This is a genomic window from Nocardioides jiangxiensis (genome assembly GCF_030580915.1).
In the GTDB taxonomy this organism is placed as follows: Bacteria; Actinomycetota; Actinomycetes; order Propionibacteriales; family Nocardioidaceae; genus Nocardioides; species Nocardioides jiangxiensis.
Map to the genome: position 1 here is coordinate 534,512 of NZ_JAUQTA010000002.1, position 20,307 is coordinate 554,818.

General features: G+C 71.1%; 18 protein-coding genes. 14 read left to right on the plus strand and 4 right to left on the minus strand.

Going from position 1 to position 20,307, the window contains the following annotated elements; translation table 11 throughout:
* Positions 1-3 precede the first annotated feature (3 nt).
* Positions 4-666 carry a potassium channel family protein gene (locus Q5722_RS13990; protein ID WP_305028874.1) on the minus strand — a complete coding sequence of 221 codons (663 nt, stop codon included), beginning with the start codon at positions 664-666 and terminating at the stop codon, positions 4-6.
* 52 nt (positions 667-718) lie between these two features.
* Between Q5722_RS13990 and Q5722_RS13995 the strand changes: the two genes are divergently transcribed.
* Both Q5722_RS13995 and Q5722_RS14000 read left to right on the plus strand, forming a co-directional pair.
* Complete coding sequence (locus tag Q5722_RS13995) at positions 719-2,773, plus strand: APC family permease (RefSeq protein WP_305028875.1); 2,055 nt, start codon at positions 719-721, stop codon at positions 2,771-2,773.
* Positions 2,770-3,984 (plus strand): class I SAM-dependent RNA methyltransferase, encoded by a 1,215-nt coding sequence (locus tag Q5722_RS14000; protein ID WP_305028876.1) that lies wholly within the window; start codon positions 2,770-2,772, stop codon positions 3,982-3,984. Before Q5722_RS13995 ends, Q5722_RS14000 begins: the two co-directional genes overlap by 4 nt.
* 70 nt (positions 3,985-4,054) lie before the next feature.
* Here Q5722_RS14000 and Q5722_RS14005 read toward each other — a convergent pair whose 3' ends face one another.
* Positions 4,055-4,630 (minus strand): sigma factor-like helix-turn-helix DNA-binding protein, encoded by a 576-nt coding sequence (locus Q5722_RS14005; protein WP_305028877.1) that lies wholly within the window; start codon positions 4,628-4,630, stop codon positions 4,055-4,057.
* Between the two features lie 315 nt (positions 4,631-4,945).
* On the opposite strand from Q5722_RS14005, the gene acnA reads away from it, so the two are divergent.
* The 12 genes from acnA to Q5722_RS14065 all read left to right on the plus strand — a co-directional run bounded on the left by acnA (position 4,946) and on the right by Q5722_RS14065 (position 16,875).
* Complete coding sequence (acnA, locus tag Q5722_RS14010) at positions 4,946-7,627, plus strand: aconitate hydratase AcnA (protein WP_305028878.1); 2,682 nt, start codon at positions 4,946-4,948, stop codon at positions 7,625-7,627.
* 76 nt (positions 7,628-7,703) lie between these two features.
* Positions 7,704-8,015: a thiamine-binding protein gene (locus tag Q5722_RS14015; RefSeq protein ID WP_305028879.1), complete on the plus strand. Its 312-nt coding sequence runs from the start codon at positions 7,704-7,706 to the stop codon at positions 8,013-8,015.
* A 75-nt stretch (positions 8,016-8,090) separates the two neighbouring features.
* Positions 8,091-9,470 carry a hypothetical protein gene (locus Q5722_RS14020; protein ID WP_305028880.1) on the plus strand — a complete coding sequence of 460 codons (1,380 nt, stop codon included), beginning with the start codon at positions 8,091-8,093 and terminating at the stop codon, positions 9,468-9,470.
* Complete coding sequence (locus Q5722_RS14025; protein ID WP_305028881.1) at positions 9,457-9,945, plus strand: SigE family RNA polymerase sigma factor; 489 nt, start codon at positions 9,457-9,459, stop codon at positions 9,943-9,945. The genes Q5722_RS14020 and Q5722_RS14025 overlap by 14 nt, the downstream gene beginning before the upstream one ends.
* A 9-nt stretch (positions 9,946-9,954) precedes the next feature.
* Positions 9,955-10,359, plus strand: coding sequence for a YjbQ family protein (locus tag Q5722_RS14030; protein WP_305028882.1), 405 nt, complete (start codon positions 9,955-9,957; stop codon positions 10,357-10,359).
* 1 nt (position 10,360) lies between these two features.
* A complete protein-coding gene (locus Q5722_RS14035) occupies positions 10,361-10,744 on the plus strand; it encodes an MmcQ/YjbR family DNA-binding protein (RefSeq protein WP_305028883.1) in 384 nt (127 codons plus the stop codon).
* Positions 10,741-11,304, plus strand: a complete 564-nt coding sequence (locus tag Q5722_RS14040) for a thioredoxin-like domain-containing protein (RefSeq protein ID WP_305028884.1) — start codon at positions 10,741-10,743, stop codon at positions 11,302-11,304. The genes Q5722_RS14035 and Q5722_RS14040 overlap by 4 nt, the downstream gene beginning before the upstream one ends.
* Positions 11,301-11,741 (plus strand): NUDIX domain-containing protein, encoded by a 441-nt coding sequence (locus Q5722_RS14045; RefSeq protein ID WP_305028885.1) that lies wholly within the window; start codon positions 11,301-11,303, stop codon positions 11,739-11,741. Before Q5722_RS14040 ends, Q5722_RS14045 begins: the two co-directional genes overlap by 4 nt.
* Entirely contained in the window at positions 11,738-12,205 is a 468-nt protein-coding gene (locus Q5722_RS14050) for an NUDIX domain-containing protein (RefSeq protein ID WP_305028886.1), read from the plus strand. The genes Q5722_RS14045 and Q5722_RS14050 overlap by 4 nt, the downstream gene beginning before the upstream one ends.
* Positions 12,206-12,241: 36 nt before the next feature.
* Positions 12,242-14,128, plus strand: coding sequence for a 1-deoxy-D-xylulose-5-phosphate synthase (dxs, locus tag Q5722_RS14055; RefSeq protein WP_305028887.1), 1,887 nt, complete (start codon positions 12,242-12,244; stop codon positions 14,126-14,128).
* A 3-nt stretch (positions 14,129-14,131) separates the two neighbouring features.
* Complete coding sequence (locus Q5722_RS14060; RefSeq protein WP_305028888.1) at positions 14,132-15,370, plus strand: hypothetical protein; 1,239 nt, start codon at positions 14,132-14,134, stop codon at positions 15,368-15,370.
* 17 nt (positions 15,371-15,387) lie between these two features.
* Positions 15,388-16,875 carry an amino acid permease gene (locus Q5722_RS14065; RefSeq protein ID WP_305028889.1) on the plus strand — a complete coding sequence of 496 codons (1,488 nt, stop codon included), beginning with the start codon at positions 15,388-15,390 and terminating at the stop codon, positions 16,873-16,875.
* A 73-nt stretch (positions 16,876-16,948) separates the two neighbouring features.
* Here Q5722_RS14065 and Q5722_RS14070 read toward each other — a convergent pair whose 3' ends face one another.
* Positions 16,949-19,033 (minus strand): 3-hydroxyacyl-CoA dehydrogenase NAD-binding domain-containing protein, encoded by a 2,085-nt coding sequence (locus Q5722_RS14070; protein ID WP_305028890.1) that lies wholly within the window; start codon positions 19,031-19,033, stop codon positions 16,949-16,951.
* A complete protein-coding gene (locus tag Q5722_RS14075; protein WP_305028891.1) occupies positions 19,030-20,229 on the minus strand; it encodes a thiolase family protein in 1,200 nt (399 codons plus the stop codon). Before Q5722_RS14075 ends, Q5722_RS14070 begins: the two co-directional genes overlap by 4 nt.
* Positions 20,230-20,307 lie beyond the last annotated feature (78 nt).

Sequence of the window (20,307 nt, forward strand, 5' to 3'; positions counted from 1 at the left end):
CGGTCAGTGCTCCTCGGGGCCGTTGCGGAGGACGTCGTAGGCGGCGGACGCGGTCTCCTCGCGCATGACGAGGTGGAGCCGGTCGCCTTCCTGGAGGTAGGTGTCGCGGGTGGGCAGGATGCCCTCGCCCAGGCGGTCGATCCACGCGACGCGCGCTCCGGACTGGATCTGGAAGTCGATCATCTTGTGGCCGATCCAGGCCTCGGGGGCGCCGATGTGGTCGACGCGGATGGTGCCCGACGGGTCGCGGAAGTCCGGCTCGGCCCCGGCCGGCAGCAGGCGGCGCAGCACCTGGTCGGCGGTCCACTTCACGGTGGCGACGGTGGTGATGCCGAGGCGCTGGTAGACCTCGGCACGGCCCGGGTCGTAGATGCGGGCGACGACCTGCTGGATGCCGAAGGACTCACGTGCAACCCGCGCGGCGATGATGTTGGAGTTGTCACCGCTGGAGACGGCGGCGAACGCGTCGGCGCGACGGATGCCCGCCTTCTCCAGGACTTCCTGGTCGAAGCCGTAGCCCACGACCTTCTCCCCGTTGAACGACGGACCCAGCCGCCGGAAGGCGTCTGCGTTGTTGTCGATCACCGAGACGGTGTGGTTACGGTCCTCGAGGTCGCGCGCGAGCGTCGAACCGACGCGGCCGCAGCCCATGATCACGACGTGCACAGGCTGACGCTAACGCAGTCGCGACGGCAGCGGTGCACTAGCCTCGTCGTTCGTGAGTGTCGGCGACGTATCCAAGCGCATCCTCCTGGGCCGCAAGCTCAGCTCCTCGCAGCTGGGGGAGACGCTCCTCCCGAAGCGCATCGCCCTGCCGGTCTTCGCCAGCGACGCGCTCTCCTCCGTGGCCTACGCCCCGGACGAGGTCTTCATCATGCTGTCGGTCGCGGGCGCCTCGGCGTACGTCTGGTCGTGGAAGATCGGCATCGCGGTCGCGCTCGTCATGCTGACGGTCGTCGCGTCGTACCGGCAGACCGTGCACGCCTATCCGTCGGGAGGTGGCGACTACGAGGTCGCCACGGTCAACCTCGGACGCACCGCCGGCGTCACGGTAGCTAGCGCCCTGCTCGTCGACTACGTGCTCACGGTGGCGGTGTCGATCTCCTCCGCCGCGCAGTACGCCGCAGGAGCGCTGCCCTGGCTGATCGGCCACGAGGCGGAGGCTGCCACGGTCGCGGTCGTCCTCCTCGCGGCGATGAACCTGCGTGGCGTCCGTGAGTCGGGTGCCTTCTTCGCCGTTCCGACCTATCTCTTCATGGTCGCGATCCTCGGCATGTGCGGCTACGGCCTGCTCCAGCTCGCCATGGGCGACCTCCCGCACGCTGCCAGCGCCGGCCTCGAGATCGAGCCCCGCGAGGGGTGGGAGGGCCCGCTCGGCCAGGTCGCCCTGATGATGCTCCTCGCGCGCGCCTTCTCGTCGGGCTGTGCTGCCCTGACGGGTGTGGAGGCGATCTCCAACGGCGTGCCGGCCTTCAAGAAGCCGAAGTCGAGGAACGCCGCCACCACCCTGCTGCTGCTCGGCCTCATCGCCATCTCCATGATGATGAGCGTCATCGTCCTCGCCAAGGAGATGATGATCCGCTACGTCGACCCGCACGAGCTCGAGCGGCTGCGCTCGGCCGGCGGCGGGGCGCTGCCGAAGGACTACGAGCAGCACCCCGTCATCACCCAGATCGCGCAGGGTGTGTTCGCGGACTTCTCGCCGGGCTTCTACTTCGTCATCACGGTGACCGGCGTGATCCTCGTGCTCGCGGCCAACACGGCGTTCAACGGCTTCCCGGTGCTCGGGTCGATCCTCGCCCAGGACGGCTTCGCGCCCCGGGCGCTCGCCTCGCGCGGTGACCGCCTGGCGTACAGCAACGGCATCATCTTCCTGGCCGTCATGGCGATCGTGCTGATCCTCGCGTTCGACGCGGAGACGACGAAGCTGATCCAGCTCTACATCGTCGGCGTCTTCGTGTCCTTCAACCTCAGCCAGCTCGGCATGATCCGGCACTGGACCCGTCACCTGAAGTCGGAGCGCGACCCGGCGGAGCGGCGTCGCATGATGCGCTCGCGCGTCATCAACACCTTCGGCCTGGCGATGACCGCGGTCGTCCTCGTGATCGTGCTGATCACCAAGTTCCTCGCCGGCGCCTGGATCACGATCATCGCGATGATCGTCTTCTTCATGCTGATGAAGGGCATCCACAAGCACTACGAGCGGGTCGCCGACGAGCTCAAGGCCGACGAGCAGGACAAGGTCATGCCGACGCGGGTCCACGCGATCGTGCTCGTCTCCAAGCTCCACAAGCCGACGCTGCGGGCACTGGCCTTCGCCAAGGCGACCCGGCCCAACACCCTGGAGGCGGTCTTCGTGGACATCGACGAGGAGTCCACCCACCGGCTCCTGGAGCAGTGGGACGAGCGCGGCATCGACGTGCCCCTGAAGGTGCTCCACTCGCCGTACCGCGAGATCACCCGGCCGATCGTCGACTACGCGGTCGAGGTCCGGAAGCAGTACCCCCGCGGCGTCGTCGCGGTGTACATCCCCGAGTACGTCGTGGGCCGGTGGTGGGAGCAGCTGCTCCACAACCAGACCGCCCTGCGTCTGAAGGGCCGCCTGCTCTTCACACCCGGGATCATGGTGACGTCCGTGCCGTTCCAGCTGCGGTCGTCGGCCGTGGCGATCGAGCGCGAACGCCGCGAGCAGGGCCGTGTGCACGCCGGAGACCTCCGTCGTGGCCGTGCCCGTGAAGAGGGCGATGCCGCCCGTGGAGAGGGAGACGCATGACCGGCCAGCAGCGCCGTCCGGGCGGGAAGCGCCCGCAGCAGCGCCACACGCGCCAGCGCCAGTCGCGGGGCGCCTCGGTGGTGGGGCAGGAGCACACCGTCGAGGTCGGGCAGGTCGCCCACGGCGGTTTCTGCATCGCCCGGGTCGACGGCCGCGCGCTGTTCGTGCGCCACGCCCTGCCGGGCGAGACCGTCGTCGCACGGATCACCGAGGGCACCGAGGGGGACCGTTTCTGGCGTGCTGACGCCGTCGAGGTCCTGACGCCGTCGCCGGACCGGGTCGAGGCGCCCTGTGCCGTCGCCGGGCCCGGCAGGTGCGGAGGCTGCGACTTCCAGCACGTGCGGCCGGTGGCCCAGCGCGCGCTCAAGGCGACGGTCGTGCGGGAGCAGCTGGTCCGCGTCGGCAAGCTCGACCCCGAGCACCCCCTCGTGGCGGGCCTGCAGGTCGAGGACTGCTCCGGCGGTGACAAGCAGCTCAAGGCCGGCTTGCGCTGGCGCACGCGGACGACGTTCGTCGGACTGCCCGGTGGCGCGAAGGGCATGCGCAAGCACCGCTCCAACGACACGGTGGTCGTCGACGACTGCCTGATCGCCCGCCCCGACGCCGACGTCGTCGGCGACCTGGTCACGCACGAGGTCACCGCGGGTGCGGGCTCGCACCGCTACCAGGTGGCCGCCGACGGCTTCTGGCAGGTGCACCCGAACGCGCCACGGGTCCTCGTCGACGCCGTGCTCGAGCAGCTGCAGCCCCAGCCGGGGGAGAAGGCCCTCGACCTGTACGCCGGCGTGGGGCTGTTCGCGGCGTACCTCGCCGAGGCGGTGGGCGAGTCGGGCAAGGTCGTCGCCATCGAGGGTGACGCCGCCGCCGTGCAGAACGCCAAGCGCAACCTCGGCCCGTGGCGCCACGCGTCGGCGGTCGCCGGCGGTGTGGCCGAGGTCCTCAGGGAGGAGTACGACGAGCCGTTCGACCTGGTCGTGCTCGACCCGCCGCGTGAGGGCGCCAAGCAGGCGGTCGTCGCCCAGGTCGTCGACCGGGCACCGCGCACCGTCTCCTACGTCGCCTGCGACCCTTCCGCGCTGGCCCGCGACGTGGCCCTCTTCGAGGAGAACGGCTACCGCCTGACCGCCCTGCGGGCGTTCGACCTCTTCCCCATGACCCATCACGTCGAGTGCGTCGCGCAGTTCACGCGGCTCGACTCCGGTCGGCGCTGACTGTCCTGGTCCGCTCAGGCGCCCTGACCGAGGACGGTCCCTCGGTCGGGCGCCCGGTCGGGTCCGGTCCTCACCGGACCTGCGGCCCGGGGGCGGGGTGCAGCGCCTCGGCCTCGGCGACAGCGGTGGAGAGCGCGGCGGTCCCTCGCGACAGGTGGAGGTCCACCGCGCGTCGGCGGATGCCGAGCGTGTCGGCGACCTCCGCATCGGACAGGTGAAGGTAGTAGCGCAAGGCGACGACCTCTCGCTGGGTCTCCGGGAGTGCCTGCAGCGCCCTGAGCACGAGATCCCGGCGAGACCCCGGAGCGTCAGCGGGGACGGCGCGGTCGGTGAGCTTCCGCTCGCCGCCGTTCTCGTCGACCCGCCGGATGCCCGCCCGGCCAGGACCGTGTCCGCTGCGGCGGCAGCGGCGCACCACGGTGGTCCGGAGGTAGGCCTGGGCCCGCTCGGTGTCGCGCAGCCGGTGCCAGTGCCGGTGCATCGCGACGAAGGAGTCCTCGACCAGCCGCTCGGCGGAGCCGAGGTCGCCCACCAGGAGTACGGAGAGCCGCACCAGAGGGCGCCAGTGGGTGCGGTACAGGGCGTCGACGGCTGCGTCGGCGTCCTGGGGCCGCGGGGGAGGGGTCCGCAGCTCGATGACTGCCATCAGGCACTCCTTTCACGCCGTTGCACGGTGGGAGCTCGTACGTCGCCCAGGTCCAGCGTCGTCCTCGCCCGAGGGGCCCGCCACGGTCGTGGGTCCCGCGTCGCGGAGCCCTTGGACCCAGCGCGGGTGGCTGCCGGACCGGGCAGGCGGACTCGCCATGCGAGCGCGTCGGCGGAGCTCACTCGACGTGATGTATCTTGACGTCAAGAGACCTTGGTTTCTGAGACTTCCGCCGGACGTCTACCCGCCACAGCGGGACTTCGGCAGGATGGGTCCGAGTTGCGCAGCACCACCAACACGAGGAGTAAGTGACTGATGGCCAGTCAGGACAGCTTCGGCGCCAAGGGCGCCCTCGACGTCAACGGGACGTCGTACGAGATCTTCCGGCTCAACGCCGTGCAGGGCGAGGGCCTGGACGTCGATTCCCTGCCCTTCTCCCTGAAGGTGCTGCTGGAGAACCTCCTCCGCACGGAGGACGGCGCGGACATCACCGCGGACGACATCAGGGCGCTGGCCGGCTGGGACGAGACCGCCGAGCCCGACAAGGAGATCCAGTTCACGCCGGCGCGCGTGATCATGCAGGACTTCACCGGCGTCCCCTGCATCGTCGACCTCGCCACGCTGCGCGAGGCTGCTGCCGACCTGGGCGGTGACCCGTCGAAGATCAACCCGCTGTCGCCGGCCGAGATGGTCATCGACCACTCCGTCATCGCCGAGGTCTTCGGCACCCCCGAGGCGTTCGAGAAGAACACCGAGATCGAGTACGAGCGCAACCGCGAGCGCTACCAGTTCCTCCGTTGGGGCCAGACCGCGTTCGACGACTTCAAGGTCGTCCCGCCGGGCACCGGCATCGTGCACCAGGTCAACATCGAGCACCTGGCCCGCACGATCTTCACGCGTGAGGTCGACGGCGTCCTCCAGGCCTACCCCGACACCTGCGTCGGCACCGACTCGCACACCACCATGGTCAACGGCCTCGGCGTCGTCGGCTTCGGTGTCGGTGGCATCGAGGCCGAGGCCGCGCTGCTCGGCCAGCCCGTCTCCATGCTGATCCCGCGCGTTGTCGGCTTCAAGCTCACCGGCGACCTGCCCGAGGGCACCACCGCGACCGACCTGGTCCTCACGATCACCGAGCAGCTCCGCAAGCACGGCGTGGTCGGCAAGTTCGTCGAGTTCTACGGCGCTGGCGTCGCCGCGCTGCCGCTCGCGAACCGCGCCACCATCGGCAACATGTCGCCGGAGTTCGGCTCGACGATCGGCATCTTCCCGATCGACGACGAGACCATCAACTACCTGCGCCTGACCGGCCGCTCCGAGGAGCAGCTCGCCCTCGTCGAGGCCTACGCCAAGGAGCAGGGCCTCTGGCTCGACCCCGACGCCGAGCCGCGCTTCTCCGAGAAGCTCGAGCTGGACCTCTCGACGGTCGTCCCGTCGATCGCCGGCCCGAAGCGCCCGCAGGACCGCGTGCAGCTGACCGACGCCGCGACGTCGTTCGCCGGCTACCTGCCGACGTACACCACGCAGCCCGACGCGAAGGTCCCGGTCACCCTGGCCGACGGCACGTCGTTCGAGCTGGAGAACGGCGCGGTCACGATCGCCTCGATCACGTCCTGCACCAACACCTCGAACCCGTCCGTCATGCTCGGCGCCGCGCTCCTGGCGAAGAAGGCCGTCGAGAAGGGCCTGACCCGCAAGCCGTGGGTCAAGACCACCCTGGCCCCGGGCTCGAAGGTCGTCACCGACTACTACGACAAGTCCGGCCTCACGCCGTACCTCGAGAAGCTCGGCTTCGACCTCGTCGGCTACGGCTGCGTCACCTGCATCGGCAACTCGGGCCCGATCATCCCCGAGGTCTCCGCCGCGGTGAACGAGCACGACCTCGCCGTCGTCTCGGTCCTCTCCGGCAACCGCAACTTCGAGGGTCGCATCAACCCCGACGTGAAGATGAACTACCTCGCGTCGCCGCCGCTCGTCATCGCCTACGCGATCGCCGGCAACATGAACATCGACCTGTTCAACGACCCGATCGGCCAGGACACCGAGGGCAACGACGTCTTCCTGAAGGACATCTGGCCGTCCCCGGCCGAGGTCGAGGCGGTCATCGCCGAGTCCATCACGCAGGAGATGTTCACCAAGGACTACGCCGACGTCTTCGCGGGCGACGAGCGCTGGCAGTCGCTGCCGACGCCGACCGGCAACACGTTCACGTGGGACGAGGCCTCGACGTACGTCCGCAAGGCGCCGTACTTCGACGGCATGTCGCTGGAGACCTCCCCGGTCACCGACGTCACCGGCGCCCGCGTCCTGCTCAAGCTCGGCGACTCGGTCACCACCGACCACATCTCGCCGGCCGGCAACATCAAGGGCGACACCCCGGCGGGTCAGTACCTCACCGCCAACGGCGTCGCTCCGCGTGACTTCAACTCCTACGGCTCGCGCCGTGGCAACCACGAGGTCATGATCCGCGGCACCTTCGCCAACATCCGCCTGCGCAACCAGGTCGCTCCGGGCACCGAGGGCGGCTACACCCGCGACTTCACCCAGGACGGCGGCCCGGTGTCGTTCGTCTACGACGCCTCGCAGAACTACCAGGCCGCGGGCATCCCGCTCGTCGTCCTGGCGGGCAAGGAGTACGGCTCGGGCTCGTCGCGCGACTGGGCCGCCAAGGGCACCTCGCTCCTGGGCGTCAAGGTCGTCATCGCCGAGTCGTACGAGCGCATCCACCGCTCGAACCTCATCGGCATGGGCGTCCTCCCGCTCCAGTTCCCGGCCGGCCAGAACGCCGACTCGCTGGGCCTGACCGGCGAGGAGACCTTCTCGGTCACCGGCATCACCGAGCTCAACGAGGGCCGTACGCCGAAGACGGTCAAGGTCACCACCGACACGGGCGTCGAGTTCGACGCGGTCGTCCGTATCGACACCCCCGGTGAGGCGAACTACTACCGCAACGGCGGCATCCTGCAGTTCGTCCTGCGCAACCTGGTCAAGGGCGCCTGACGCCCTGACACCGATGCGGCCCGTCTCCCTCCCGGGAGGCGGGCCGTTCGGCATCTCCGCGCGCTAGCGTGGAGGCATGCTCGTCGCCTTCTCCGTCGCGCCCACGACGTCCGCCGCCGAGGACGGCTCGCTCTCCGAGGCGGTCGCCGCTGCGCTCCGCGTCGTCCGCGAATCGGGGCTTCCCCACCGGCTCGGCTCGATGTTCACCGAGGTCGAGGGGGAGTGGGACGAGGTGATGGACGTCGTGCGGCGTGCCACCGAGGCCGTGCTGCCATTCGCGCCCCGCGTCGCCCTCGTGCTGAAGGCCGACATCCGCCCCGGTCACACGGGCATGCTCGAGGGCAAGGTCGAGCGGGTCGAGGAGTGGCTCCGCGGCGACTCCCGTTGAGGCGCACCCCACCTTTCGCGCACCTCGCGACGTGTACCTGGATGAGGATGTCTCCACCCACCCTGCGAGGACCCGATGACGAGCGACCTTCACGCGCAGCTGCACGATCTCGCTGCTGACGCACCCGTGCCTGTCCCGCCGGACGCCGGCGCCCTGTGGCGCGCGGGCAGGCGTCGCCAGAGTCGGCGTGCCGCTGCCGGGGCGCTCGCTGCCACAGCCGTCGTCCTCGCCGGGATCGGCGGCGCAGGCACGGTGCTCCCGCACGACGGGGGTCGCGACGTGCCTCCTGCGACCACGAGCGGCGTGGGGGCGCTGCCAGACCGGCTCTACGTCCCGGGTCGATGGACGGAGTCGAACGACGACGATCCCGTGGGTCCGATGGCGGCACTGCTCTCGACGAACCTGGGCTGGCACGACGCCACGGGCTACGTCGGCGTGTCGGCGGCAACGGGTGAGTACCGGGCCATCAGGCTCCCGGGCAGTGCCCTGGCCCCCGGCTCCGGCACCCGGCCAGGAGTCGCGGAAGCGCTCTCCCCTTCCGGGCGCTACGTCGCGTACTGGCTCACCGGTGTGCCCGCGGGCCGGGCCGTCGACAACCAGCTGGGAAAGCCGGTCGTCGGCGTGGCGGTCTACGACACCGTGACGACGAGGGTCGGCCGCTCCGTCCTCCAGACCGAGCACGGCGTCGTCCCGGAGAGCTTGCTGTGGTCGGACGACGACACCCTGTACTTCCAGGTGTCACAGATCGACAAGGGACATCCGGGCGGCTACGCCGCCCACCTTGACGGTCAGGGGCGCACGGTGACGATCGGGGAGGACCAGCGGCTGGTGCCGGGACGCGTGCGCATCCCCGGGCTCGAGCGCTACGCGACCGCCATCGCGTCCGACCACCGGGGACGACTCCTGTTCGATCCCGCTGGCGTCGGCAGGAGCACCACGATGGCCATCGCGCGACCCGTCGGAGCTCCGCACCTCGTCGAGCGCCGCCGGCCGTCCTCCCTGCTCCTGGACGTCGGAGGGGCGCTCGCAGCGGACGGATCGATCGCCGCGCTCACCCGCACGCCCGACGAGCGGCAGCCGAGCACCGTCAGCATCGCCGCACCGGGACGTGCTGCACGGGAGGTACCGGGGGCTGAGGCGCTCCGCTTCTGGGCGCTGACCGACCGAGGCGCGGTGGTCGACCTGACCCGGTCGGACAGGACGGGCGACTATCTGCCGACGGAGCTCGCCAGGGTCGCGCCATCGGGGGCCGTGACGACGCTGACCGACTACCCACGGTGGGACGGACGCATCCAGGTCGAGGGGTTCGCGGCTGACCTGATGGACCTGCCCTCCGTGCATCGCGACGCACCCGCGACGCCCCGCGATCCGCGCGTGCTCCCTGCCGTCGCAGGCGCTGCTCTCGCGCTCCTCGGCGTCGCCCTGCTGCTCCGGAGGCGACGTGTCCGCGACTGAGCGCGCCTTCGAGGAGTACGTCGGCGCCCGTCGCGCGGCGCTGGTGCGGACGGCGTACCTCCTGACGGGCAACGCCGAGGACGCCGAGGACCTCGTGCAGACAGCGCTGATCAAGGCGGTGCCGAAGTGGGGCCGGATCGCGGACGACCCCGAGCCCTACGTGCGACGGATCCTGGCCCGTGAGTCGATCAGCCGGTGGCGCCGTCGGCGCTGGCGGGAGGTGCACACCGACGTGCTCCCGGAGACCGTGCACCTCGATGCGGACGTGGTCGGCCGCGCCGCCCTCCGTGAGGCCCTGCGCGCCCTCGCGCCGCGCCAGCGTGCGGTGGTCGTCCTGCGCTACTACGAGGACATGACGGAGCAGCAGACCGCCGAGGCGCTGGGCATCTCGGTCGGGACGGTGAAGTCCCAGTGCCGGGACGCCCTGGCCCGGCTCCGGACGGGCACGCTCGCCGAGGTGGGTGGTCCCCACTAGCGTGGGCGCATGCACTCCGAGGTGATCCAGGTCCACACCGGACGCCGGGAGGTCGTGCTCGACCTGACCGCGCGGTGCGCGGAGTTCGCCGCCGACAAGGGCGACGGGCTCCTCCACGTCTTCGTGCCGCACGCGACGGCGGGCGTGGCGATCATCGAGACCGGTGCGGGGTCGGACGACGACCTGCTCGCGGCGCTGCGTGACCTGCTGCCGGCCGACTCCCGGTGGCGGCACCGCCACGGCACGCCCGGCCACGGCCGCGACCACGTCATGCCGGCCCTCGTGCCGCCGTACGCGACCGTGCCGGTGCTCGCAGGACGGCTGGCGCTCGGCACGTGGCAGAGCGTGTGCCTGGTCGACCTCAACGTCGACAACCCCGACCGCGAGGTCCGCCTGAGCTTCCTGGCCGGCTGACGTGGCCGAGCGACCCGACCCGCCTGCCGCCTGGGTCGACCGCATCGACGCGGTGCTGGACGCGCTCCCGGAGTGCACCCGCGTGCCTGCCTGGACCGGCACCAGCTGGAAGGTCGGGGCGGCCACCGTCGCCCACGTGTTCGGTGGCGAGGACCAGCTGATCCGGCTGGTCGTGAGGGCCGAGCCCGACGAGGTGATGGCCCTGCAGCACCTCGGCCCGCCGTACTTCAAGGCGTCGTGGGGCACCAACGTCGTCGGCATCGTGCTCGACGAGGCGACCGACTGGGACGAGGTGGCCGAGCTGCTCACCGACTCCTACTGCGTGCAGGCACCCACCCACCTCGCGGACGCGGTCGAGCGGCCGGCTGCAAGACTTCACCCATGACCGTCGCTTCCCGCCTGATGAAGCGCGGCCCGTGGCTCGCGGTCGGCCTCGCCGTCGTGCTGGCGGCCTCCGGGGTCGCCGCCACGCTCGCCGTTCCCGGGCACGACACGACGGTCGCCGATGTGCGCAGCTTCCGGATCGAGACCCGTAACCACGTGCTGGAGCCGCGCTACGCGTCCGTGCCGCCCGTGGGCGGCGACCACGCCCCGCGGTGGCTCGCGTGCGGTGTCTACGACCGCCCCGTCGACGATGCCTACGCGGTCCACGCGCTCGAGCACGGCGCGGTCTGGATCACCCGCGACCCGGCGATGGCCGCCGACGACGTCGCCGAGCTGGCGCGGCAGCTGCCGGCGGAGGGGATCCTCTCGCCCTACGCCGGGCTGCCCGGCCCTGCCGTCGTCACCGTCTGGGGGCGCCAGCTGGTGCTGAGCGGCCCCGACGACCCCGGCCTGCGCGCCTTCCTCCGGAGGTACGCCGACGGCCACACCGCTCCGGAGGCGATGGCGAGCTGCGCCGGCGGCGTCGTCGCCTACGCGACGGTCTCGGGGGAGGCGGCATGAGAGTGGTGCGGACCGTCAACGTGCTGCTCGTCAACGCCGCGGGCGCCCTGCTGCTGCAGGAGCGCGACGAGCACGCGCCGCGCTGCCCGGAGCAGTGGGGCGCCCCGGGAGGCCACGTCGAGGACGGCGAGAGCCACGAGGAGGCGGCCTACCGCGAGCTGGCAGAGGAGACGGGCGTCGTCCTGCCCGCCGGCGCGCTGGCGCTCTGGCGCGAGGAGGTCTTCACCTACACCGAGGAGGACCGGGTCGCGCACTACGAGCTCTGGGCGGGACGCGCCGACCTCACCGACGCCGACGTGTCCTGCCACGAGGGCCGGCAGATGACCTTCGTGGCGCCGGCCCGCATCGGCACGCTCGACCTGTGGGAGTCCGCGCGGCACTTCCTGCCGGCGTTCCTCGCCTCCGACGCGTACGCCTCGCTCGCGGGGCGGGCATGAGCGGGGGCTGCGCGGCCAACCGGGCCGTGGACCGGGTCTTCGCCAGCATCGCGCTGGTCGACCGGCGGGGCTGGATCCTCCTGCAGGAGCGCGACGAGTTCCCGGAGATCGATCCCGAGAAGTGGGGCCTGCCCGGCGGACACGTCGAGCCGGGGGAGGAGCCCCTCGCTGCGGCGTACCGGGAGCTGCTGGAGGAGACCGGGCTCGTGCCGGACGGCCCGCTGGTGGAGGTCACCGTGGCGCTCGTCCAGCATCGTCCGGGCCGCCTCGACGCCATCCACCTGTACGCCGGGGCCACCGCGGCGACCGACGCCGACGTGGTCTGCGGTGAGGGACGCCAGATCGTCTTCGTCGACCCCGCTGACGTACCCGCGCTCGACCTCACGGTGGGTGCCGCGGCGCTGCTCCCCGGGTTCATCGGATCGGCGAGCCACACGGCACTGGCGACCGGCCTGCACGGCTAGACTTCCCACTCATTCACCGAAGGCCGGAGGAACGCAATGGGCTACCTGGAGTCGATCTCGACCCCTCGTGACCTCGACGGCCTGACCGCGGCTCAGCTCGAGGAGCTGGCCGCCGAGATCCGCGAGACGCTGGTGCAGACCTGCGCCCGCACGGGTGGTCACCTCGGCCCCAACCTGGGTGTCGTCGAGCTGACCATGGCCATCCACCGCGTCTTCGACTCGCCCCACGACCGGGTGGTCTTCGACACCGGCCACCAGGCCTACGTCCACAAGCTGCTCACCGGCCGCGCCGGCCGGTTCGACACGCTGCGCCAGGAGGGTGGCCTGTCCGGCTACCCGAGCCGTGCCGAGTCCGAGCACGACATCGTGGAGAACTCCCACGCCTCGACCAGCCTGAGCTACGCCGACGGCCTGGCGAAGGCCTACGCCCTGCGCGGCGAGGACCGTCACGTCGTGGCCGTCATCGGCGACGGCGCGCTGACCGGAGGCATGGCCTGGGAGGCGCTCAACAACATCGCGATCTCCCACGACAGCCGCCTCGTCATCGTGGTCAACGACAACGAGCGCTCCTACACCCCGACCATCGGCGGCCTCGCGACCGCCCTGACCAGCCTGCGCACGAACCCGCGGTACGAGCAGGTGCTCGGCACGGTCAAGAAGCGCCTCAACGCCGTCCCCGGTGTCGGCCCGGTCGCCTACGACGCGCTCCACGCGATGAAGAAGGGCGTCAAGGACGCCCTCGCACCGCAGGGCCTCTTCGAGGACCTCGGCCTCAAGTACGTCGGCCCGATCGACGGCCACGACCGTGCGGCGCTCGAGCAGGCGCTCACCCAGGCCAAGCGCTTCAACGGACCGGTGATCGTCCACGCGCTGACCCGCAAGGGCAACGGCTACGAGGCGGCCGAACAGCACGAGGCCGACCAGTTCCACGCGCCGGGGCCGTTCGACGTCGCGACCGGCGAGGAGCAGCCGAAGGCTGCCATCTGGACCGACGTCTTCGCCGACGAGATGGTCAGGCTGGGGGAGGAGCGCCCCGACATCGCCGCGATCACCGCAGCGATGATGCACCCGGTCGGCCTGGACCGGTTCGCCGCCCGCTTCCCCGAGCGCACCTACGACGTGGGCATCGCCGAGCAGCACGCGGCGACGGCTGCGGCGGGCCTCGCCATGGGTGGTGTCCACCCGGTCGTCGCCGTCTACGCGACGTTCCTCAACCGTGCCTTCGACCAGGTGCTCATGGACGTCGCCCTGCACCGGTGCGGTGTCACCTTCGTGCTCGACCGCTCGGGCGTGACCGGCGACGACGGTGCCAGCCACAACGGCATGTGGGACATGTCGATCCTCCAGGTCGTGCCCGGTCTCTCCATCGCCGCACCTCGCGACGGTGCGCAGCTGCGGGAGCTGCTGCGCGAGGCGGTCGCGGTCGAGGACGCTCCGACGGTGGTCCGCTTCCCGAAGGGTCCGCCACCGGCCGACATGCCGGCGCTGGAGCGCATCGGCGGTGTCGACGTGCTCGCCCGGGGAGCCACGCAGGACGTGCTGCTCGTCGGTGTCGGCGCGATGGCGGCCACGGCCCTCGAGACGGCTGCGCTGCTCACCGCTCGCGGCATCGGCGTCACGGTCGTCGACCCGCGCTGGGTCAAGCCGGTCGCCCCGGAGCTCGTCGAGCTCGCGCGGGGCCACCGCCTGGTCGTCAGCGTCGAGGACAACGGCGTCGTCGGCGGCGTCGGCACAGCCCTCCTCCAGACCCTCAACGCCGCCGGCGTCACCACGCCGGTCCAGCTGCACGGCATCCCGCAGGAGTTCCTCGGCCACGCCAAGCGCGGGGTCATCCTGGAGCGTGTGGGCCTCACGCCGTCCCGTCTGGCCGAGGCCGCCGCCGCGGCCGTCGGGGTGCCGACCGGCGACGCTCGCGTCGGCTGACCCGTGCGGCGAGGCATCCAGCGGCTCGCGCCGCTCCTGCTGGGCGCGCTCCTCGCTGCCGGGTGCTCCGCACCGCCTCCGGCGACCTCGCCGGCGCCGACCCCTGCCGGTCCACCGCTCGAGGAGGCGGTGAGCACGGTGCTCGCCGCGCGCTCGAAGGCGGTGCTGATGCACGACCAGCCCGCGTTCATGGAGGGCGTGGATCCCGAGAAGCCGGGCTTCCGCCGCAACCAGCTCCGGCTCTTCGCCAACCTGCAGGAGCTGCCGCTGGCCGCGTACGACGTGCAGCTGCGTGGGGTCACGGAGCTCCCCGGCGGTGCCGTCCAGGCCGAGGTCACGGTGATCACGCAGCTAGACGGCTACGACGTCGTGCCGGTGCGCACGCCGGGGCTCTTCACGTTCCGGCGCACTGACGAGGGGACGCTCGAGCTCGATGCCGACCACGACGCCGGCTACGACGCGGACCACGACGTCGACCTGCAGCCCTGGGAGCGGACCCGCATCGAGGCGGAGGACCGCGACGGTGTGCTCGGCATCTTCGACCGCGCGAGCATCGACGACGCCTACCAGGTGATGCGTGCGGTGCGCCGCGGGATCGACGACATCGCGCCGCTCATCCCGCTGCCGTGGTCGCACCACGTCGTCGTCTACGCGCTGAGTGACGTGGCCCAGATGGCCTCGCTCGACGACCTGCCCGGCGGTGACCCGGAGCGGCTCGAGGGGGTCGCCTTCAGCGTTCCGGCCGGCGACGGAAACCAGGACGTCGCCTCCGTGCGGTTCATGCTCCACCCCCGGGTGCTCGGGCGCGACGACGCCCGACGCGACCGGCTGATCCGGCACGAGCTCACGCACGTCGCGGTCGCGGACCGCGATGACCGGGTGCCGACCTGGCTCGCGGAGGGCATCGCCGAGTGGGTCTCGGTGCAGGCGGTCCCGCGCCACGAGCGGGTCATCTCGCGGGAGGCGCTGGAGATGGCCCAGGCCGGTCTCACCGCCCTGCCGCGCGACGCCGACTTCAACGACGAGCACACCGCGGCCAACTACGGCATCGCGTGGTGGGCCTGCCAGGTGGTCGCCGACCGCTTCGGCCCGGACACCGTCTGGCAACTCCTCGCCGAGATGGGCAAGGGCGGCGGCACCTCGGAGGCAGACCAGGACGGCGTCCTGCGCCGGGTGCTGGGAATGAGCGGCGCGGAGCTCGCCGCCGCGGCAGGACGCCGGATCGTGCGCACCTTCGGCTGACCGCTAACGTCGCCTGCATGAACGTCCTGCGTACCAAGTCCGTCGAGGCGTCGATCGCCGAGACCGTCGAGCCCGAGCACCAGCTGAAACGGACCCTCACCGCCCTGGACCTCACGGTCTTCGGGGTGGGTGTCGTCATCGGCGCCGGCATCTTCACCCTGACCGGTCGCGTGGCGGCCGACTACGCAGGTCCGGCCGTCGTGTTCTCGTTCCTGATCGCCGCGTTCTGCTGCGCGCTCGCCGCGCTCTGCTACGCCGAGTTCGCCTCGACCGTGCCGGTCGCCGGATCGGCGTACACCTTCTCCTACGCGACGCTCGGCGAACTCGTCGCCTGGATCATCGGCTGGGACCTGCTCCTGGAGTGCCTGCTCGGCGCGAGCGTCGTCGCGCAGGGCTGGAGCACCTACTTCGTCACGTTCCTCGGCCAGGTCGGCGTCACCTGGCCCGCCGGGCTCGGGCCCGAGGGGAGCTTCAACCTGGCGGCGTTCCTGATGGTCGCCGCGCTCGGTGCGCTCGTCTGCTACGGCATCAAGGAGAGCATGCGGGTCAACCTCGTGCTCGTCGCCGTGAAGCTCTTCATCGTCCTCTTCATCATCGTCACGGGCATCTCGCTCATCGACCCGGGCAACTACGCGCCGTTCGTCCCGGACGCCGCCGGCACCGCGGGGGCATCGGGCGGCTGGCTGCACACGCCGCTGGTCCAGTCACTGTTCGGCATCCAGCCGCAGGTGTACGGCGTCCTCGGCATCGTCTCGGCCGCGTCCGTCGTCTTCTTCGCCTACATCGGCTTCGACGTGGTCGCGACGACGGCCGAGGAGGCCCGCCGGCCGCAGCGCGACCTGCCGATCGGCATCCTCGGCTCGCTGGCCATCTGCACGGTCCTCTACATCGCCGTGGCGCTGGTCATCACCGGCATGGTCCGGTACGACCAGATCGACCGCGAGGCGGCGCTGGCGCGGGCCTTCATCGCCCATGGCAAGGACGGCTACGCGACCCTGATCTCGGCCGGCGCCGTAGCGGGCCTCACCACGGTCGTCATGACCCTGATGATCGGTGCCGTGCGCGTGGTCTTCGCGATGAGCCGCGACGGCCTCATGCCGGAGGGGCTGGCCAGGGTCAGCGGACGCACGGGCACTCCGCTGCGGATCAGCGTGGGGATCGCGGTCATCGTGGCCCTCGTCGCCTCGCTCACGCCGATCGGGAAGCTCGAGGAGATGGTCAACATCGGCACCCTCGCGGCGTTCTCGCTCGTGTCACTGGCCGTGCCGGTCCTCCGCCGCACGCGTCCCGACCTCGAGCGCGGCTTCCGCGTGCCGCTGTCGCCGGTGCTCCCGGTGGTGGCGGCACTGGTCTGCCTCTACCTCATGCTCAACCTCAGCGGCGAGACGTGGCTGCGCTTCGGCATCTGGATGGTGCTCGGCTCCGCGATCTACGCGGCCTACGGCTACCGGCACAGCCGCGTCGGGCTCCACGACGAGCCGGCGGTGGTGGACGTGGCGCGCTGAGCGTCTGACCGCTCAGGAAATCGCCGACGCCCGCCGACCCGTGAGGGTCGGCGGGCGTCGGCGTCTTGCTGGATCAGGCGTGGAACTTCGCGCCCGTGACCTTCTCCGAAACGCCCTCGCGGTCGAGGAGCTTCGTGATGCCGCCGTTCCAGAACTGGAAGCCGGCACCCATGATCATCGCCAGGTCGATGTCCTCCGGAGCCGATGCGACGCCCTCGTCGAGCATGCGGCGGATCTCGTCGGCGAGCGCCTCGAGGACCTGGGTGCGGACCTCGTCGGTGCTCTTCACGACCGGGTTCTCCGGCGTCGTGACGAGCGCGGCGACCTCGGGGGCCACCTCACCGTCGGCGCCGTACCAGGAGCCGATCTTGGCCTCGACGACCTTCTTGAGGTTCTCCGACACGTACATGCGGTCGGGGAAGGCCCGGTGGAGGGTCTCGTTGTTGTGCAGCGCGATCGCCGGGCCGACCAGGCCGAGCAGGACGAACGGCGGCATCGGCGCGAGGCCGGCGAACGCCGCGTCGGCGTCCTTGACCGGGGTGCCCTCGTCGACGACCTTGGCGACCTCGCCCATGAAGCGGCCGAGGAGACGGTTCACGATGAAGGAGGGGGAGTCCTTCACGAGGATGGAGGTCTTGCCGAGGCCCTTGGACGTCGCGAACGCCGTGGCGAGCGCCTCGTCGGAGGTGGTCTCGCCCTTGATGATCTCGACGAGCGGCATGACCGCGACCGGGTTGAAGAAGTGGAAGCCCACCACCCGCTCCGGGTGCTTCAGGTCGGCGGCCATCTCGGTGATGGACAGCGACGAGGTGTTGGTCGCGAAGACCGCGTTGGCCGGGGCCACCTTCTCCGCGTTCGCGAAGACCGTCTTCTTGACGCCGATCTCCTCGAAGACGGCCTCGATGATGAAGTCGGCGTCCGAGAAGGCCTTCTCGTAGTCGACCTCGGCGGTGACGAGCGCCTTGAGGCGGTTCGCCATGTCCGCGTTGATGCGGCCCTTCGCGGCCAGCTTGTCGATCTCGCCGTGGACGTAGGCGACACCCTTGTCCGCGCGCTCCTGGTCGAGGTCGGTGAGGACCACCGGCACCTTCAGGCGGCGGGCGAAGAGCAGCGCGAACTGCGAGGCCATGAGGCCGGCGCCGATGATGCCGACCTTGGTGACCTTCTGGGCCAGCGCCTTGTCCGGAGCACCGGCGGGACGCTTGGCGCGCTTCTGGACCAGGTCGAAGGAGTAGAGCGACGCGTCGAGCTCGGGGGTCTGCGCCATGTCGACCAGCGCCTGGTCCTCGAGCGCGAAGCCCTCGGCCTTCGTGTTGGTCTTCGCCGCCTCGATCAGGTCGAGCAGGCGGGTCGCCGCGACGGACTTGCCGCCGGTCTTGCCCGCAGCGACCATGCGGCCCCAGGCGACGGCGTCGTCCCAGGCCTTGCCACGGTCGACCTCGGGGCGGACGACGGCGGTCTCGCCGGTCAGCACCGAGGCGGCCCAGATGAGCGACTGCTCGAGGAAGTCGGCGCCCTGGAAGATGGCGTCGGCGAGGCCGAGGTCCTTGACCTCCTGGCCCTTGAGGACCTTGCCCTGGTTGAGCGGGTTCTCCAGCGCCACCTTCACGGCACCGGCGGCGCCGATCAGGTTCGGGACCAGCCACGCGCCACCCCAGCCGGGGACCAGGCCGAGCATGACCTCGGGAAGGCCGGCAGCGGGGATGGAGTCGAGCACGGTGCGGTAGGTGCAGTTGAGCGCGACCTCGAAGCCACCGCCGAGGGCGAGGCCGTTGATGAAGCCGAAGGAGGGCTTGCCGCCGTCACCGAGCTTGCCGAACACGAAGTGGCCGAGCTCGGCGATCGTGCGGATCGCGTCGGCGGAGCCAGCCGCGCGGAGCGAGGTCAGGTCGGCGCCGGCGGCGAGGATGAACGGCTTGCCGGTGACACCGATCGAGGCGATCTCGTCGTCCGCGAGGGCGGCGTCGATGGCGGCGTTCAGCTCGAGCAGGGAGCCCGGGCCGAAGGTGTTGGGCTTGGTGTGGTCGAAGCCGTTGTCGAGGGTGATCAGGCCCATGACGCCGGCGGTGCCCGGCAGGGTCACCTTCCGGAGCTTGGCCTTGGTGACGACCTCGGACTCCGAGCGGAGCGCCTCGGCGCGCGTGATGACGTCGTTCACTTCGCGTCTCCGTTCCAGTTGACGTTCTCCCAGATGACCGTGGCGCCCTGGCCGAGGCCGACGCACATGGTGGTGATGCCGTAGCGCTTGCTCGGGTCCTGCTTGAACTGCGCGGCGAGCTGGTTCATCAGGCGGACGCCGGAGGAGGCGAGCGGGTGGCCGAACGCGATGGCGCCACCGAACGGGTTGACGCGCGGGTCGTCGTCGGCGATGCCGTAGTGGTCGAGGAGCGAGAGCACCTGGACGGCGAACGCCTCGTTGATCTCGAAGGCGTCGATGTCGTCGATGGTCAGGCCGGCCTGGGCCAGCGCCTTCTCCGTCGACGGGATCGGGCCGGCACCCATGAACTCGGCCTCGATGCCCGCGAAGGCGAAGGAGACCAGGCGCATCTTCGGCTCCAGGCCGAGCTCCTTCGCAACCGGCTCGGCCGCGAGGAGGGCGGCGGTGGCGCCGTCGTTGATGCCCGCCGCGTTGCCGGCGGTGACGCGACCGTGCGAGCGGAAGGGGGTCTTCAGCTTGCCGAGCGACTCCATGGTCGTCTCGGGACGCATCGGCTCGTCGGTGGTCGCCAGGCCCCAGCCCTCCTCGGCGGAGCGGGTGGCGACGGGGACGAGGTCGGGCTGGATGATGCCGGCCTCGTACGCCGCGGCCGCCTTCTGCTGGGAGCGGACGGCGTAGGCGTCGCAGCGCTCCTTGGTGATGGCGGGGTAGCGGTCGTGCAGGTTCTCGGCCGTGTTGCCCATGGCCAGCGCCTCGGGGTCGACGAGCTTCTCCGAGATGATGCGCGGGTTCGGGTCGACGCCCTCACCCATGGGGTGGCGGCCCATGTGCTCGACGCCGCCGGCGATGACGACGTCGTACGAGCCGAAGGCGATGCCGCCCGCGGTGGTCGTGACGGCGGTCAGCGCACCGGCGCACATGCGGTCGATGGCGAAGCCGGGGACGGTCTTCGGCAGGCCCGCGAGGATGCCGGCGGTGCGGCCGAGGGTCAGGCCCTGGTCGCCGATCTGCGTCGTGGCCGCGATGGCGACCTCGTCGATGCGCTCGGGCGGCAGGTTCGGGTTGCGGCGAAGGAGCTCGCGCATGCACTTGATGACCAGGTCATCGGCACGGGTCTCGGCGTACTGGCCCTTGGACCGGCCGAACGGAGTACGAACGCCGTCAACGAAGACGACGTCGCGGAGCTGTCGGGACAACAGGATCTCCTCGAATTGTTCGTGGGTGTCGGAACGATGCTACCCGCCAGTAACCGAACGGGGCAGGCGCAGTGCCCG

What these genes read in the sequence shown, in the direction of transcription:
- Q5722_RS14030 (WP_305028882.1), top strand. Translation starts at nt 9,955, where the DNA reads ATGCACTCCGAGGTGATCCAGGTCCACACCGGACGCCGGGAGGTCGTG.
- Q5722_RS14000 (WP_305028876.1), top strand. Translation starts at nt 2,770, where the DNA reads ATGACCGGCCAGCAGCGCCGTCCGGGCGGGAAGCGCCCGCAGCAGCGC.
- Q5722_RS14065 (WP_305028889.1), top strand. Translation starts at nt 15,388, where the DNA reads ATGAACGTCCTGCGTACCAAGTCCGTCGAGGCGTCGATCGCCGAGACC.
- Q5722_RS14015 (WP_305028879.1), top strand. Translation starts at nt 7,704, where the DNA reads ATGCTCGTCGCCTTCTCCGTCGCGCCCACGACGTCCGCCGCCGAGGAC.
- Q5722_RS14005 (WP_305028877.1), bottom strand. Translation starts at nt 4,630, where the DNA reads ATGGCAGTCATCGAGCTGCGGACCCCTCCCCCGCGGCCCCAGGACGCC.
- Q5722_RS14020 (WP_305028880.1), top strand. Translation starts at nt 8,091, where the DNA reads ATGACGAGCGACCTTCACGCGCAGCTGCACGATCTCGCTGCTGACGCA.
- acnA (WP_305028878.1), top strand. Translation starts at nt 4,946, where the DNA reads ATGGCCAGTCAGGACAGCTTCGGCGCCAAGGGCGCCCTCGACGTCAAC.
- dxs (WP_305028887.1), top strand. Translation starts at nt 12,242, where the DNA reads ATGGGCTACCTGGAGTCGATCTCGACCCCTCGTGACCTCGACGGCCTG.
- Q5722_RS14045 (WP_305028885.1), top strand. Translation starts at nt 11,301, where the DNA reads ATGAGAGTGGTGCGGACCGTCAACGTGCTGCTCGTCAACGCCGCGGGC.
- Q5722_RS14050 (WP_305028886.1), top strand. Translation starts at nt 11,738, where the DNA reads ATGAGCGGGGGCTGCGCGGCCAACCGGGCCGTGGACCGGGTCTTCGCC.
- Q5722_RS14040 (WP_305028884.1), top strand. Translation starts at nt 10,741, where the DNA reads ATGACCGTCGCTTCCCGCCTGATGAAGCGCGGCCCGTGGCTCGCGGTC.